The 13,950-nt window shown below is 58.8% G+C and carries 12 protein-coding genes; 7 read left to right on the top strand and 5 right to left on the bottom strand.

Annotation, left to right across the window (positions count from 1 at the left end; all coding sequences use genetic code 11):
* Positions 1-10 precede the first annotated feature (10 nt).
* Together AYR47_RS25530 and AYR47_RS32620 are read right to left on the bottom strand one after the other, a co-directional pair.
* Positions 11-2,419, bottom strand: coding sequence for a DNA translocase FtsK (locus AYR47_RS25530; protein ID WP_061448901.1), 2,409 nt, complete (start codon positions 2,417-2,419; stop codon positions 11-13).
* Complete coding sequence (locus tag AYR47_RS32620; RefSeq protein WP_167351271.1) at positions 2,394-2,603, bottom strand: hypothetical protein; 210 nt, start codon at positions 2,601-2,603, stop codon at positions 2,394-2,396. Before AYR47_RS32620 ends, AYR47_RS25530 begins: the two co-directional genes overlap by 26 nt.
* Positions 2,604-2,915: 312 nt before the next feature.
* Between AYR47_RS32620 and aat the strand changes: the two genes are divergently transcribed.
* From aat to infA, 3 genes are all read left to right on the top strand, one after another.
* Entirely contained in the window at positions 2,916-3,596 is a 681-nt protein-coding gene (gene aat, locus AYR47_RS25535) for a leucyl/phenylalanyl-tRNA--protein transferase (protein WP_033896821.1), read from the top strand.
* A 55-nt stretch (positions 3,597-3,651) separates the two neighbouring features.
* Entirely contained in the window at positions 3,652-4,359 is a 708-nt protein-coding gene (locus tag AYR47_RS25540) for an arginyltransferase (protein WP_016975530.1), read from the top strand.
* Between the two features lie 100 nt (positions 4,360-4,459).
* Positions 4,460-4,678: a translation initiation factor IF-1 gene (infA, locus tag AYR47_RS25545; RefSeq protein ID WP_002553999.1), complete on the top strand. Its 219-nt coding sequence runs from the start codon at positions 4,460-4,462 to the stop codon at positions 4,676-4,678.
* 126 nt (positions 4,679-4,804) lie between these two features.
* Here infA and clpA read toward each other — a convergent pair whose 3' ends face one another.
* Together clpA and clpS are read right to left on the bottom strand one after the other, a co-directional pair.
* Positions 4,805-7,075, bottom strand: a complete 2,271-nt coding sequence (gene clpA / locus AYR47_RS25550) for an ATP-dependent Clp protease ATP-binding subunit ClpA (RefSeq protein ID WP_033896823.1) — start codon at positions 7,073-7,075, stop codon at positions 4,805-4,807.
* Positions 7,076-7,104: 29 nt separating this feature from the next.
* A complete protein-coding gene (gene clpS / locus AYR47_RS25555) occupies positions 7,105-7,473 on the bottom strand; it encodes an ATP-dependent Clp protease adapter ClpS (protein ID WP_005789091.1) in 369 nt (122 codons plus the stop codon).
* 224 nt (positions 7,474-7,697) lie between these two features.
* On the opposite strand from clpS, the gene cspD reads away from it, so the two are divergent.
* Positions 7,698-7,976, top strand: coding sequence for a cold shock domain-containing protein CspD (gene cspD / locus AYR47_RS25560; RefSeq protein WP_033896873.1), 279 nt, complete (start codon positions 7,698-7,700; stop codon positions 7,974-7,976).
* 78 nt (positions 7,977-8,054) lie between these two features.
* On the opposite strand, the gene icd is transcribed toward cspD, so the two are convergent.
* Complete coding sequence (gene icd / locus AYR47_RS25565) at positions 8,055-9,311, bottom strand: NADP-dependent isocitrate dehydrogenase (protein ID WP_061449482.1); 1,257 nt, start codon at positions 9,309-9,311, stop codon at positions 8,055-8,057.
* Positions 9,312-9,805: 494 nt separating this feature from the next.
* Between icd and AYR47_RS25570 the strand changes: the two genes are divergently transcribed.
* The 3 genes from AYR47_RS25570 to AYR47_RS25580 all read left to right on the top strand — a co-directional run bounded on the left by AYR47_RS25570 (position 9,806) and on the right by AYR47_RS25580 (position 13,930).
* Positions 9,806-12,031, top strand: coding sequence for an NADP-dependent isocitrate dehydrogenase (locus AYR47_RS25570; protein WP_061448902.1), 2,226 nt, complete (start codon positions 9,806-9,808; stop codon positions 12,029-12,031).
* Positions 12,032-12,203: 172 nt separating this feature from the next.
* Positions 12,204-13,421, top strand: coding sequence for a serine hydrolase domain-containing protein (locus tag AYR47_RS25575; RefSeq protein WP_237142507.1), 1,218 nt, complete (start codon positions 12,204-12,206; stop codon positions 13,419-13,421).
* 62 nt (positions 13,422-13,483) lie between these two features.
* Positions 13,484-13,930 carry an NUDIX hydrolase gene (locus AYR47_RS25580; RefSeq protein WP_038847889.1) on the top strand — a complete coding sequence of 149 codons (447 nt, stop codon included), beginning with the start codon at positions 13,484-13,486 and terminating at the stop codon, positions 13,928-13,930.
* Positions 13,931-13,950 lie beyond the last annotated feature (20 nt).

Genomic DNA, 13,950 nt, shown 5'->3' on the forward strand with positions numbered 1-13,950 from the left:
CGGCACGGGATCAGTCGCGCATCTGCCCAGGGGCGATGACTTCACGCGAGCCGTTGGTGTTCATTGCGGTCACGACGCCGGCCATTTCCATGGCTTCGATCATGCGGGCGGCGCGGTTATAGCCGATTTTCAGTTTACGTTGCACCGCGGAAATCGACGCGCGACGGCTTTCCAGCACGAAGGCCACGGCCTCGTCGTACAGCGCGTCGGTTTCAGCATCGTCGTCACCCCCGCCGCCGCCGTTTTCAAAGCCGCTGCCGGCTTCTTCAACGCCGTTGAGGATGTCGTCGTTGTACTCGGGTGCGCCACGCAGCTTCCAGGCTTCAACGACACGGTGCACTTCATCATCGGAAACGAAGGCGCCGTGGACCCGGATCGGCAGGCTGGTGCCCGGCGGCATGTAGAGCATGTCACCGTGGCCGAGCAGTTGTTCGGCGCCGCCCTGGTCGATGATGGTCCGCGAGTCGATCTTGCTCGACACCTGGAACGCCATGCGCGTCGGAATGTTGGCCTTGATCAACCCCGTGATCACGTCCACCGATGGACGCTGGGTGGCGAGGATCAAGTGAATACCGGCAGCACGGGCCTTTTGGGCGATACGGGCGATCAGTTCTTCGACCTTCTTGCCGACGATCATCATCATGTCGGCGAATTCGTCGACCACCACCACGATGGTCGGCAACTTAGTCAGCTTTGGCGCTTCGTCGTGAATGCTTTCGCGCTTGTACAGCGGGTCATCAATGGTCTCGCCACGCTCTTGGGCTTCCTTGATCTTGGCGTTGAAACCCGACAGGTTACGCACGCCCATCTTCGCCATCAGTTTGTAGCGGCGCTCCATCTCGGCCACGCTCCAGCGCAGGGCGTTGGCGGCGTCCTTCATGTCGGTGACCACCGGGCACAGCAAATGCGGAATGCCTTCGTAGATCGACAGTTCCAACATCTTCGGGTCGATCATGATCAGCTTGGCGTCTTCCGGGCCGGACTTGAACAGGATCGACAGGATCATCGCGTTCACACCCACCGACTTACCGGAACCGGTGGTACCGGCCACCAGCAGGTGAGGCATCTTCGCCAGGTCGGTGATCACCGGCTTGCCGCCGATGTCGTGGCCCAGGGCCAGGGTGACTGGCGACTTGAAGTTGTCGTATTCCGGCGTCGACAGCACCTCGGAGAAGCGCACGATCTGGCGGTCTTCGTTGGGGATCTCGATACCCACGGTGGTCTTGCCGGGGATGACTTCCACCACGCGCACGCTGGTCACGGCCAGGGAGCGGGCCAAGTCCTTCGCCAGGTTGGAAATGCGGCTGACCTTGACGCCGGCGGCCGGCTGGATTTCGTAACGGGTAATCACCGGGCCGGGATGGATCGAGTCCACCGACACTTCGACGCCGAACTCCTTGAGCTTGATTTCCAGCAGGTGGCCGACGGCCGCCAGGGATTCCGGGGAATAGTTGAGTTGTTTCTTTTCGGCCGGGTCGAGGATCGAGATCGGCGGCAAGGTGCCTTCGACGGCACTGTCGACGAACAGCGGCGCCTGTTTCTCTTTCTGTACACGATGGCTGGGCTCAGGAGCCTTGGGCGGTGCCGGGGCGATCACCGGCGGCACCTGCTTCTCGCGATCCGACATGTGTTTGCTCAGGGCCTGCTCGCGCTCTATGAGGCGCTCCTTGACCTTGGCCTGTTCGCGCCGGTCCGGCGTGGTCGGGGCCACCACTTCGTTGACGCGGGTGTCCACCTCACGCAGTTGGGCAACCATGCGCTTGCGCTCGACACGGGCCGCCCACCAGCGGTTGGCGGCGCCCTGGAACAGTTCCAGTAGGTCAAGAGTGATCTTGCCGGTCACGTCCATCACCTTGAACCACGACAGGTCGGTGAACACGGTGAGACCGAACAGGAACAAGGCGATGAACATCAGGGTGCTGCCCTGGATGTTCAGGGTCCTGCGCGCCAGGTCGCCCAGGCTTTCGCCCAGCGCCCCGCCCGCGCCCGCCGGTAGGCCGGTGGGGGCATGGAAATGGATATGGGCCAGGGCTGCGCCGGATAGTACGAGGAATACCAGGCCGATCAGCCGCCAGGAGAACAGCCAGCCACTCCACTGCCACGGTTCATGACGCTGGCGAAAGATCTGCCAGGTCTTGATCGCCAGCAGCAACGGGAAGATATAAGCAAAGTAACCCAGCACCATGAACAGGATATCGGCACTGTAGGAACCGGCAGGCCCACCGAAGTTCTGCACGTCTTCGATCTTGCTGTTGTGGCTCCAGCCCGGGTCGTCCTTGCCGTACGTGAGCAAGGCCATCATCAGGAACAGGCACAGCGCGCCGATCGCGATCAGCGCACCTTCCTTGAGGCGATAATGCAGGTGCTGGCGCCAGGCCGGCACGACTGCTGCTTTAGGTGTTGCGGCGGATTTCTTCAAAACGGGTCTTTTCCTGCGCCTTTAGCGCGTCCATCTGTTGAATGACTGCAAATACTGCCCAATCCGAGCAGTTGAAAAATGAACGAGCGTCGTTGAATCTACTTTTACCATTGGGCGCTTGCTGGATGAAATGACGAAAGCGCCACAATGCCCGCATTGTACGGGTTTGTGCCGGCGATGCCACGCCCCTGCCCTTCACTCGACAGCCTAGCCAATTTTGTGTCACAGCATGTTCAATTTGAGCATGCATTGTCTTTGCTGACAAAGGCTTATGCGCTGTTTTTACCAATCCAGGCAAGCTTGGCAAATGGCCTGCATGGCACAGACCCGATTACGACCACGTCCCCGGCACAGAGTTGCAGAAACACCTGCTCACGCTAATCCACCTCAATAGCCGATTCGGGCTGGCCCGATGGCGCCGTGTCGACAATAATCAGCACTGCGCAGACAGGTGTCATACCTGCCACTCCCCTCCCCTTCCGTAAGCCTGGATGCCATGCTGACCTGGTTACAACGCGACTCACTGACATTCCCTCCCCTGGCCAAGGCCATGCGCGAACCCAATGGCCTGCTGGCTGCCGGCGGCGACCTTTCGGCGGAACGCCTGGTACACGCCTATCGCCATGGCTGCTTTCCGTGGTTTTCGGAGGGCCAGCCGATCCTCTGGTGGTCGCCCGACCCGCGCACCGTCATATTCCCCGACGAACTGCATGTCTCCCGCAGCCTGGGCAAGCTGTTGCGCCAACAGCGCTACACCGTGACCTTCGATCAGGACTTTGCCGCCGTCATCCAGGCCTGCGCAGCACCGCGCGCCTATGCCGACGGCACCTGGATCACCGAAAGCATCCAGAGCGCTTACCTGGAGTTGCACCAGCGCGGCTACGCGCATTCGGTCGAGGTGTGGGACGACGGCAAACTGGTGGGTGGCTTGTATGGCTTGGCGATGGGCCAGCTGTTTTTTGGTGAGTCCATGTTCAGCCGCGCCGACAACGCCTCGAAGTTCGGCTTTGCCACGCTGACCCGCCAGCTACAGGAATGGGGTTTTGTATTGATCGACTGCCAGATGCCCAACGATCACCTCCACAGCCTGGGTGCCCGCGCCATATCCCGCAGCGACTTCGCAGGTTTCCTGCGCGACCATCTGGATCAGCCCAGCGCTGGACCGTGGGTTTCCTAGGCGACTTCCGCGCTCCTGGCTTACACTTATTTCAAAGCTTATCCGAGGGTTGATCATGACCGAGTTGGCGCGTTTGAAGTTTTATGCCACTCAACCCCACTCTTGCAGCTATCTGCCCGACGAGCAGGCCACCACACTGTTCCTCGACCCCAGCCAGCCTATGGACGTGCATGTGTATGCCGACCTGTCGGAGATGGGCTTTCGGCGCAGTGGCGATCATCTGTACCGGCCTCATTGCCAGAACTGTAATGCCTGCGTCCCGGCACGTATTCCCGTGGCGCAGTTTCTGCCGGACCGTAACCAGAAACGCATCCTCAAGCGCAATGCTGACCTCACGGTGATGCCGGCCAAGCCACGCTTCACCGAAGAGTATTTCGACCTTTACCAGCGCTACATCGAAGAGCGCCACGCCGACGGCGATATGTTTCCGCCCAGTCGCGACCAATTCTCCACGTTCTTGGTACGCGACCTGCCCTTTTCACGCTTCTATGAATTTCGCGCCGACGGCCGGTTGGTGGCGGTGGCCGTGACCGATTTGCTGCCAAACGGCCTGTCGGCGGTCTACACCTTCTACGAGCCCGCCGAAGAGCGTCGCAGCCTGGGGCGCTTCGCAATCCTCTGGCAAATCGGCGAAGCACTGCGCCTGGAACTGGAGGCGGTGTACCTCGGCTACTGGATCAAGAACTGCAAAAAGATGAACTACAAGACCCAATATCGGCCCATAGAACTGCTGATTAATCAAAGATGGGTCGTGCTTAACTAGAACCCCTTGGCTTAAACACCCTTTTTCGGGCACAATGCACGCCGCTTTTGCCTGGCGCAGTTGCACCGGGCCATTCACTGGATACCGAGGGCTTTACTGCATGTCGAAAGAAGACAGCTTCGAAATGGAAGGCACTGTCGTCGACACCCTGCCCAACACCATGTTTCGTGTGGAGTTGGAAAATGGGCACGTCGTAACCGCGCATATCTCCGGCAAGATGCGCAAGAACTACATTCGTATTCTTACCGGTGACAAAGTGCGCGTCGAGCTGACGCCCTATGACTTGAGCAAAGGGCGCATCACTTACCGCGCTCGCTAAGCAAGTCAATACAAGACGCCCGGTTATGCCGGGCGTTTTTGTGTGTGCGCTATTTGACAATCACCACAGCCCCCACAGACAGCAAAAAGGCGCCTTTCGGCGCCTTTGCTTTATTGCAGCTATCGATCAGGCCATTTCAGCCGTGGTTTCGAACTCGAAGGTCAGCTCGCCATCCTTCAGGTCGATGTGCACCACGCCGCCATGGTCGGAAAGTTCGCCGAACAGGATCTCTTCGGCCAATGGCCGCTTGATCTTGTCCTGGATCAGACGCGCCATTGGGCGAGCGCCCATTGCCGCATCGTAGCCGCCCTCGGCGATCCAACTGCGCGCCGCTTCCGTGACATCCAGCTGCACGCGCTTGTCTTCCAACTGCGCCTGAAGCTCGGTGAGGAACTTGTCCACCACGCTTTTGATGACCTCATGACTGAGGCGACCAAACTGGATAATGGTGTCCAGGCGGTTGCGGAATTCCGGCGTGAAGCTCTTCTTGATCACTTCCATTGCATCGGAAGAGTGATCCTGATGACTGAAGCCGATCGAAGCCCGCGCAGCCGTTTCGGCACCAGCGTTGGTGGTCATGATCACGATCACATTGCGGAAGTCCGCCTTGCGCCCGTTGTTGTCGGTCAGGGTGCCGTGATCCATCACCTGCAACAGCAGGTTGAAGACTTCCGGGTGGGCCTTTTCGATTTCATCGAGCAGCAGCACGCAATGCGGTTGCTTGGTGATTGCCTCGGTCAACAGACCGCCCTGGTCGAAACCGACATAGCCCGGGGGAGCACCGATGAGGCGCGACACGGTGTGACGCTCCATGTACTCGGACATGTCGAAACGCACCAGCTCAATGCCCATGGCCTTGGCCAACTGCCGCGCCGCTTCGGTCTTGCCGACGCCGGTCGGGCCGGCGAACAGGAACGAACCAACCGGTTTGTCCGGCGACTTGAGGCCCGCACGCGACAACTTGATCGCGGTGGACAGCGCATCGATGGCCGCATCCTGGCCGAACACGGTCAGCTTGAGGTCACGCTCCAGGTTACGCAGCAGCTCCTTATCGGAACTGTTGACGTGCTTAGGCGGAATCCGCGCGATCTTCGCCACGATGTCCTCGACCTGAGGCACGTCGATGCGCTTCACACGCTTCTCGACCGGCTGCAGGCGCTGATAGGCACCCGCCTCGTCGATCACGTCGATGGCCTTGTCCGGCATGTGCCGGTCATTGATGTAGCGCGACGCCAGCTCAGCCGCCGAACGCAGGGCTTCATCAGTGTACTCGATGCCATGGTGCGCTTCGAAACGCCCCTTGAGCCCACGCAGGATGCCGATGGTGTCTTCAACCGAAGGCTCGGACACGTCGACCTTCTGGAAACGACGCGCCAGGGCACGGTCTTTTTCGAAGATCCCGCGAAACTCCTGGAACGTGGTCGAACCGATGCAACGGATATCACCCGACGACAGCAGCGGCTTGAGCAGGTTCGAGGCGTCCATCACCCCACCGGAAGCCGCACCGGCGCCAATGATGGTGTGGATTTCGTCGATGAACAGGATAGCCTGCGGGCGTTTTTTCAGCTCACCAAGCAGCGCCTTGAAGCGCTTCTCGAAATCGCCACGGTACTTGGTCCCGGCGAGCAACGCGCCCAGGTCCAAGGAGTAGACGACACTGTTGGCCAGCAGGTCCGGCACCTGGTTGTCCACGATGCGCTTGGCCAGGCCTTCGGCAATCGCGGTCTTACCCACGCCCGCCTCACCCACCAGCAACGGGTTATTCTTGCGACGACGGGCAAGGATCTGCGCCACGCGCTCAACTTCAAGCTCACGCCCCACCAGCGGATCGATCCGCCCCTGGCGCGCCAGTTCGTTGAGGTTGCTGGCATAGGCATCCAGTGGATTGCCCGAAGAAGAAGACTCACCGCCCTCGTCGTCCTGCATATCCTGCTCACCCTCGGAATGATCGCCGTGCCCAGGCACCTTGGAGATACCGTGGGCGATGTAGTTGACGACATCGATACGGGCAACGCTCTGCTGTTTGAGCAGGAACACTGCCTGGCTTTCCTGTTCGCTGAAAATCGCCACAAGCACATTGGCGCCTGTGACTTCACGCTTACCGGAGCTCTGAACATGGAACACGGCACGCTGAAGCACCCGCTGAAAGCCCAGGGTTGGCTGGGTTTCACGGTCTTCATCGTGGACTGGAATAAGTGGCGTAGTGGAGTCGATAAACTCCTGCAGGTCATGCTTGAGTTTGTCGAGGTTGGCGCCGCACGCACGCAAAACGGTGGCGGCAGCTTCATTATCCAAAAGTGCCAGCAGCAGGTGTTCGACGGTCATGAATTCATGACGCTTCGAACGAGCCTCCTTGAAGGCAAGATTGAGGGTGACTTCGAGCTCGCGGTTTAACATAGCTTCACCTCATACCCAAGTGGTCGGCGTTAACCGTCCTTCTCGATTTCACAGAGTAGCGGATGCTGGCTTTCCCTGGCGTACTGGTTGACCTGCATGGCCTTTGTCTCGGCGATGTCGCGGGTAAACACTCCACATACTGCCCGTCCTTCTGTGTGAACGGCCAGCATTACCTTGGTCGCCAACTCGCGGTTCAGGTTAAAAAACACCTCGAGTACTTCGACCACGAAATCCATCGGTGTGTAGTCATCATTGAACAAAACCACCTTGTACATCGGCGGCGCCTGTAAGGCAGGCTTGGCCTCCTGAACAGCAATGCCTGCAGAACCGTCGTCATCATGTTCCTGATCCGGTCGATCCTGATTGAATGTTAGTCGAATCTGGCTGTTTGCATGCATGGAAAGAAAGGTTCGTCAGTGGTTCAAATACAGTGGTGGGGGCGACCTGTCAGAATTTCAACTCTGACCGACTGGTCGCCTTGACTATCGGCGAAACGGTGTTACAACCAATAGAACCCACAGTGGGTAAAAAAGGTCCGCGCAGTCAACCTTATTTATTCGGGTTAGGACGGATAAACTGGATGATACTCCAGTGATGGAGTCTGGTGCAGAGGGATATGGGTATGTCTGGCGTCAAGATCAATGGCAAGGTCAAGTGGTTCAACAATGCCAAGGGATATGGCTTTGTTAATGAAGAAGGGAAAACCGAGGACCTTTTTGCGCACTACTCAGCGATCATCATGGACGGGTACAAAACGCTGAAAGCGGGACAAGCGGTCACCTTTGAGATTATTCAAGGCCCCAAAGGGCTGCATGCCGTGAATATCGACACAGCAAAAACGGAAGTCACTGCCAGCCCAGCAGCACGCAAGAGCGAAGTAGAAAAGAAACAAACGGCGTGATCCGCCGCCAAGCGTGCAGCTAGCAAAAAAAAACGGCCACCCAATCAAATTGGATGGCCGTTTTTTATGCCGGCTTGTTTACATATGCGAAATCAATGCTTCACCAAAGCCCGACGACGACACCAGCTTCGCGCCATCCATCAAGCGCTCGAAGTCATAGGTCACAGTCTTGGCCGAAATCGCGCCATTGGTACCCTTGATGATCAAATCCGCCGCCTCAGTCCAGCCCATATGACGCAACATCATCTCGGCCGACAGAATCAACGATCCCGGATTCACCTGATCCTTGCCCGCATATTTAGGCGCAGTACCGTGGGTAGCTTCGAACATCGCCACGGTGTCCGACAGGTTCGCGCCCGGCGCAATACCGATACCGCCCACCTCCGCCGCCAAGGCGTCAGACAGGTAATCACCATTCAGGTTAAGCGTCGCGATCACATCATACTCGGCCGGACGCAGCAGGATCTGCTGGAGCATGGCGTCGGCAATGGCGTCCTTGACCACCACATTCTTGCCGGTCTTCGGGTTCTTGAACTGCATCCACGGGCCGCCGTCGAGCAGTGTGGCGCCAAATTCTTCGGCCGCCACTTCGTAGGCCCATTCCTTGAAGGCACCTTCGGTGAACTTCATGATGTTGCCTTTGTGCACGATGGTCAGTGAGTCGCGGTCGTTATCCACTACATATTGCAGGGCTTTACGCGCCAGGCGCTTGGTCCCTTCCTTGGAGACGGGCTTCACACCAATCCCACAATCCTGGTCGAAACGGATCTTGGTCACGCCCATTTCTTCCTTGAGGAACTTGATCACCTTGATCGCTTCGGGCGAACCGGCCTTCCACTCGATCCCGGCATAAATGTCTTCGGAGTTTTCACGGAAGATGGTCATGTCCACATCGCCCGGCTTCTTGACCGGGCTGGGCACGCCTTCGAACCAACGCACCGGGCGCAGGCACACATATAGATCGAGTTGTTGGCGCAGGGCCACGTTCAGCGAGCGGATGCCGCCGCCGACGGGAGTGGTCAGCGGCCCCTTGATGGAAAGCACGTAATCCTTGACCGCATCCAGGGTTTCCTGGGGCAGCCAGGTGTCCTGGTCGTAGACTTGAGTCGCCTTTTCGCCGGCATATACCTCCATCCAGGAGATTTTGCGCTTGCCGCCGTAGGCCTTTTCAACAGCTGCGTCGACCACCTTGATCATCACCGGACTGATGTCGACGCCGATACCGTCACCTTCTATATAAGGGATGATCGGTTGGTCAGGAACATTGAGAGAATGGTCTGCATTGACGGTGATTTTGTCGCCGACTGCCGGAACCTGAATCTTCTTGTATCCCATGCTGAACTCCATCTATGGATTGAACATCTGGCTGCGTTCGAGCCTACTCCAGATAAATGGCGACTGAAACCTCACGCCATGCTCATTTGCATCGAAAACAGCATAATTTGTCGCCTACAAGCCTGAAAGCAAAGGCAAAATCGCCAATCCTGAGCACATCGTGCGACTTTGGTAGCAACCTCGGCCCTGCGACCTTTAGACCAATGGACGACACACCTTTTGTATGAAGGCTCGGCGTAAGCATAGCGACCTATGTATAATGCCGCCGCTGACCCAAGAGTCACGACGGCTGACCGCTCTGGAACAGGTGCCTTCAGCTACAAAGCCGGACTATTACAATAGTCCACCCGCTTGACGCTCGACTGATGCAACCCAACATCACCGCGAAGAAACCTCGACATTTCGCTCATGGATGACTTTGAACGAACGCGCTCCACCCGGCGCATCTCGAGTTTCTGCGCACGCTTTCAGCAAAGAAGAGAGTTAATCCGAATATGCCCACCCGCTCGAAGATCATCTACACCTTCACCGACGAAGCCCCGGCCCTCGCCACCTATTCACTGCTGCCTATCGTAGAGGCCTTCACCGCTTCCGCTGATATTGCCGTGGAAACCCGCGACATCTCCCTCGCCGCGCGCATCCTCGCAAGCTTCCCCGAGCAACTGGGCGCCAAGGCTATCCCGGACCACCTCGCCGAACTGGGCGACCTGGCCGTTACGCCTGAAGCCAACATCATCAAGCTGCCTAACATCAGCGCCTCGACCCCGCAGCTGCAAGCCGCGATCAAGGAACTGCAGGCCCAGGGCTACGCCCTGCCGGACTACCCGGAAACCGTAACCACCGACGCGGAAAAAGAAACCCGTGCACGTTACGACAAGGTCAAGGGCAGCGCCGTGAACCCGGTACTGCGCGAAGGCAACTCCGACCGCCGCGCACCGCTGTCGGTCAAGAACTACGCACGCAAGCACCCGCACAAGATGGGCGCCTGGGCTGCCGACTCCAAGTCGCACATCGCCCACATGAACAGTGGCGATTTCTACGGCAGCGAAAAAGCCGTGCAGATCGAAGCCGCTGACGCTGTCAAAATCGAGCTGATCGCTCAAGACGGCACCGCGACTGTCCTGAAAGAAAAGACTTCGGTACAGGCCGGCGAAATCATCGACACCGCCGTATTGAGCAAGAAAGCCCTGCGCGCGTTCATCGCCGCTGAAATCGAAGACGCCAAGCAACAAGGCGTACTCCTGTCGGTTCACCTGAAAGCCACCATGATGAAGGTCTCCGACCCGATCATGTTCGGCCAGATCGTTGCCGAGTTCTATAAAGACGCCCTGGCCAAGCACGCTGTCGTGCTGGAGCAGATCGGCTTCAACCTGAACAACGGCATCGGCGACCTGTACGCTCGCATCAAGGCCCTGCCGGCCGACCAGCAAGCGCAGATCGAAGCCGACATCCAGGCGGTCTACGCCGCTCGCCCTTCCCTGGCGATGGTCAACTCCGACAAAGGCATCACCAACCTGCACGTGCCGAGCGACGTCATCGTCGACGCCTCGATGCCCGCCATGATCCGTGACTCCGGCAAGATGTGGGGCACCGACGGCCAGCTGCACGACACCAAGGCCGTGATCCCGGATCGCTGCTACGCCACCATCTACCAAGCCGTCATCGAAGACTGCAAGGCCAATGGCGCGTTCGACCCAACCACCATGGGCAGCGTGCCAAACGTTGGCCTGATGGCGAAGAAAGCCGAAGAGTACGGCTCCCACGACAAGACCTTCCAGATCAAGGCTGACGGCGTAGTCCGCGTCACCGACAGCAAGGGCAACCTGCTGATGGAACAGAAAGTCGAAGCCGGCGACATCTTCCGCATGTGCCAGACCAAAGACGCGCCGATCCAGGACTGGGTCAAACTGGCCGTCAACCGTGCCCGCGCCAGCAACACCCCGGCTATTTTCTGGCTGGACCCTAAGCGTGCTCACGACGGCGTCGTGGTCGAGAAAGTTCAGGCTTACCTGAAAGACCACAACACCGAAGGCCTGGACATCCGCATCATGTCGCCGGTCGACGCGATGAAGTTCACCCTGGAGCGCACCCGCAAGGGCCTGGACACCATCTCGGTGACCGGTAACGTGCTGCGCGACTACCTGACCGACCTGTTCCCGATCATGGAACTGGGCACCAGCGCCAAGATGCTGTCCATCGTGCCGCTGATGAACGGCGGCGGCCTGTTCGAAACCGGCGCCGGCGGTTCGGCTCCGAAACACGTGCAGCAGCTGGTGGAAGAAAACTTCCTGCGCTGGGATTCCCTGGGCGAGTTCCTGGCCCTGGCCGCGTCCCTTGAGCATTTGGGTGTGACGTACAACAACCCGAAAGCCCTGGTACTGTCCAAGACCCTGGACCAGGCCACCGGCCAGTTCCTCGACAACAACAAGTCGCCATCGCGCAAAGTCGGCAACATCGACAACCGCGGCAGCCACTTCTACCTGGCGTTGTACTGGGCTCAAGCCCTGGCCGCCCAGACCGAAGACACTGCACTGCAAGCGCAGTTTGGCGAACTGGCAAAAACCCTGACCGCGAACGAAGCGACCATCGTCGCTGAGCTCAACGCAGTACAGGGCAAGCCAGTGGACATCGGTGGCTACTACGCGCCGAACCCGGAGCTGACCAGCAAGGCCATGCGCCCAAGCAACACGCTCAATGCGGCGATTGCTGCACTGGTGTGATGCTTCGCGATGCCGCTGATGTGACAATGGCTGACTGATCGTCACACCAGCAGGAAATCCGGAATCCGAAAGGGTTCCGGATTTTTTTTGCCCTTTTTTTGTGCAAGTGGGCGCAGGATTTGCTTCGTGTTTCTGTTCAAGTCATCCAGAAAACATGAAAAGGGAAGTTTCCATGCACCGAAATCACTTCCAATGGCTGGGCTGGACCACTGCAATAGTCCTGCTGACGGCCTGCGCGCACCACTCGCACACCTACCCTCACGTACAGGAGACCATTGGCGACGTGCAGACCATGTACGACGGCAAACTCAGCCCTGACGCCGCTGTCAGCACCTTTCGCAATATCGATCGCTTGTTCCCGGTGCGCACCATTCAAGCCGGAGGCCACCCCTTTGCGCTGCCACGCAGCAGCCAACCGCTCGGCGCCGTCGCATTCGACTACGACGGCAAACACTACAGCCTTGACGATTACGTCACCCTCAACCGGGTAACAGGCTTGCTGGTGATAAAAAACGGGCAAGTCGTTACTGAACGCTACGAAAAAGGCAACACACCGGCAAGCCGCTGGATGTCGATGTCAGTCGCCAAATCCGTTACCTCAACCCTTGTCGGCGCCGCACTGCAGGACGGCGCCATCAAAAGCCTTGATGACAAAGTGACCCGCTACCTGCCTGCTCTCGCAGGTAGCGGCTACGACCAGGCGACTGTACGCCAGGTCCTGGCCATGCGCTCCGGCGTCAAATGGAGTGAGAAGTACGCCGACCCCACCTCAGACCGACGCATGATGCTCAAGCTGCAAACCGAGCAAGTGCCGGGCTCTGCCCTCAAGTTCATGGCGAGCCTGCCCAGCGCGGCAACGCCTGGTACGCGCACCAACTACAGCACGGGCGAAACACAGGTCCTCGGCCAACTGGTCAGCGCCGCTGTGGGCAAACCGCTGGCGCAGTACCTGAGCGAGAAAATCTGGGCACCTTACGGCATGCAAACCGACGCCAACTGGTGGCTTGACGGCCCCAATGGCAACGAGGTGGGTGGTAGCGGCATCAGCGCAACGCTGGAAGATTACGGCCGCTTCGGGCAATTCGTCCTTAGCGGCGGCAAAGCCGGCGAGAAACAAGTGCTGCCCAAAGGCTGGATGAGCTTTGCCAGTACCACCACCGGCACCGACCCCGCATACGGCGACTTTGCCTCAATGTGGTGGCCCGCATGGACCGACGCCTCAAAGGCGGACAAAGCCTTCACTGCTGCGGGCATTTTCGGCCAGTTCATCTACATCAACCCCGTACAGAATGTGGTGATTGTTGTGTGGCAAGCACAAACCAAAGCCACCGGCGGTGAAGTCATCGACGACATGGTCGCCTTCGACGCCATCACCAAGGCCGCGAAGTAAACGACAGGGGCGGCACCTCTGTATGATGGGTGCCCGCCCTTCTGATCGCTTGAGACTTGCCCATGACCTGGCAACCCCACATCACCGTCGCCACTATCGTTGAGGACAACGGTCGCTTCCTCATGGTCGAGGAACTCAAGGGCGGCCGTGCCGTGCTCAACCAGCCCGCCGGCCACCTCGATCCGCATGAAACCCTCACGGAAGCCGCCGTGCGCGAAACCCTCGAGGAAACCGGCTGGGATGTCGAAGCCACCGGCATTGTCGGCATTTATCTCTACACCGCCCCCAGCAATGGCGTGACCTATCAACGGGTCTGCTTCATCGCCAAGGCCTTGAAACACCACCCAGACTATCAACTCGACGAAGGCATCCTCCGCGCCCGTTGGCTGACCCGTGACGAACTGATGGAACTGCGCAACGACTGGCGCAGCGAGCTGATCATCCGCTGTATCGATGATTATCTGGCCGGTCAGCGCCACAGCCTCGAATTGATCCGCCCTTCTCTTTAGCCTTGAAGGCCTGAGCCTGA

Origin of the sequence: Pseudomonas azotoformans (assembly GCF_001579805.1) — a bacterium.
In the GTDB taxonomy this organism is placed as follows: domain Bacteria; phylum Pseudomonadota; class Gammaproteobacteria; order Pseudomonadales; family Pseudomonadaceae; genus Aquipseudomonas; species Aquipseudomonas azotoformans_A.

What these genes read in the sequence shown, in the direction of transcription:
- aat (WP_033896821.1), top strand. Translation starts at nt 2,916, where the DNA reads ATGCTGACCTGGTTACAACGCGACTCACTGACATTCCCTCCCCTGGCC.
- AYR47_RS25540 (WP_016975530.1), top strand. Translation starts at nt 3,652, where the DNA reads ATGACCGAGTTGGCGCGTTTGAAGTTTTATGCCACTCAACCCCACTCT.
- infA (WP_002553999.1), top strand. Translation starts at nt 4,460, where the DNA reads ATGTCGAAAGAAGACAGCTTCGAAATGGAAGGCACTGTCGTCGACACC.
- clpA (WP_033896823.1), bottom strand. Translation starts at nt 7,075, where the DNA reads ATGTTAAACCGCGAGCTCGAAGTCACCCTCAATCTTGCCTTCAAGGAG.
- clpS (WP_005789091.1), bottom strand. Translation starts at nt 7,473, where the DNA reads ATGCATGCAAACAGCCAGATTCGACTAACATTCAATCAGGATCGACCG.
- cspD (WP_033896873.1), top strand. Translation starts at nt 7,698, where the DNA reads ATGTCTGGCGTCAAGATCAATGGCAAGGTCAAGTGGTTCAACAATGCC.
- icd (WP_061449482.1), bottom strand. Translation starts at nt 9,311, where the DNA reads ATGGGATACAAGAAGATTCAGGTTCCGGCAGTCGGCGACAAAATCACC.
- AYR47_RS25570 (WP_061448902.1), top strand. Translation starts at nt 9,806, where the DNA reads ATGCCCACCCGCTCGAAGATCATCTACACCTTCACCGACGAAGCCCCG.
- AYR47_RS25575 (WP_237142507.1), top strand. Translation starts at nt 12,204, where the DNA reads ATGCACCGAAATCACTTCCAATGGCTGGGCTGGACCACTGCAATAGTC.
- AYR47_RS25580 (WP_038847889.1), top strand. Translation starts at nt 13,484, where the DNA reads ATGACCTGGCAACCCCACATCACCGTCGCCACTATCGTTGAGGACAAC.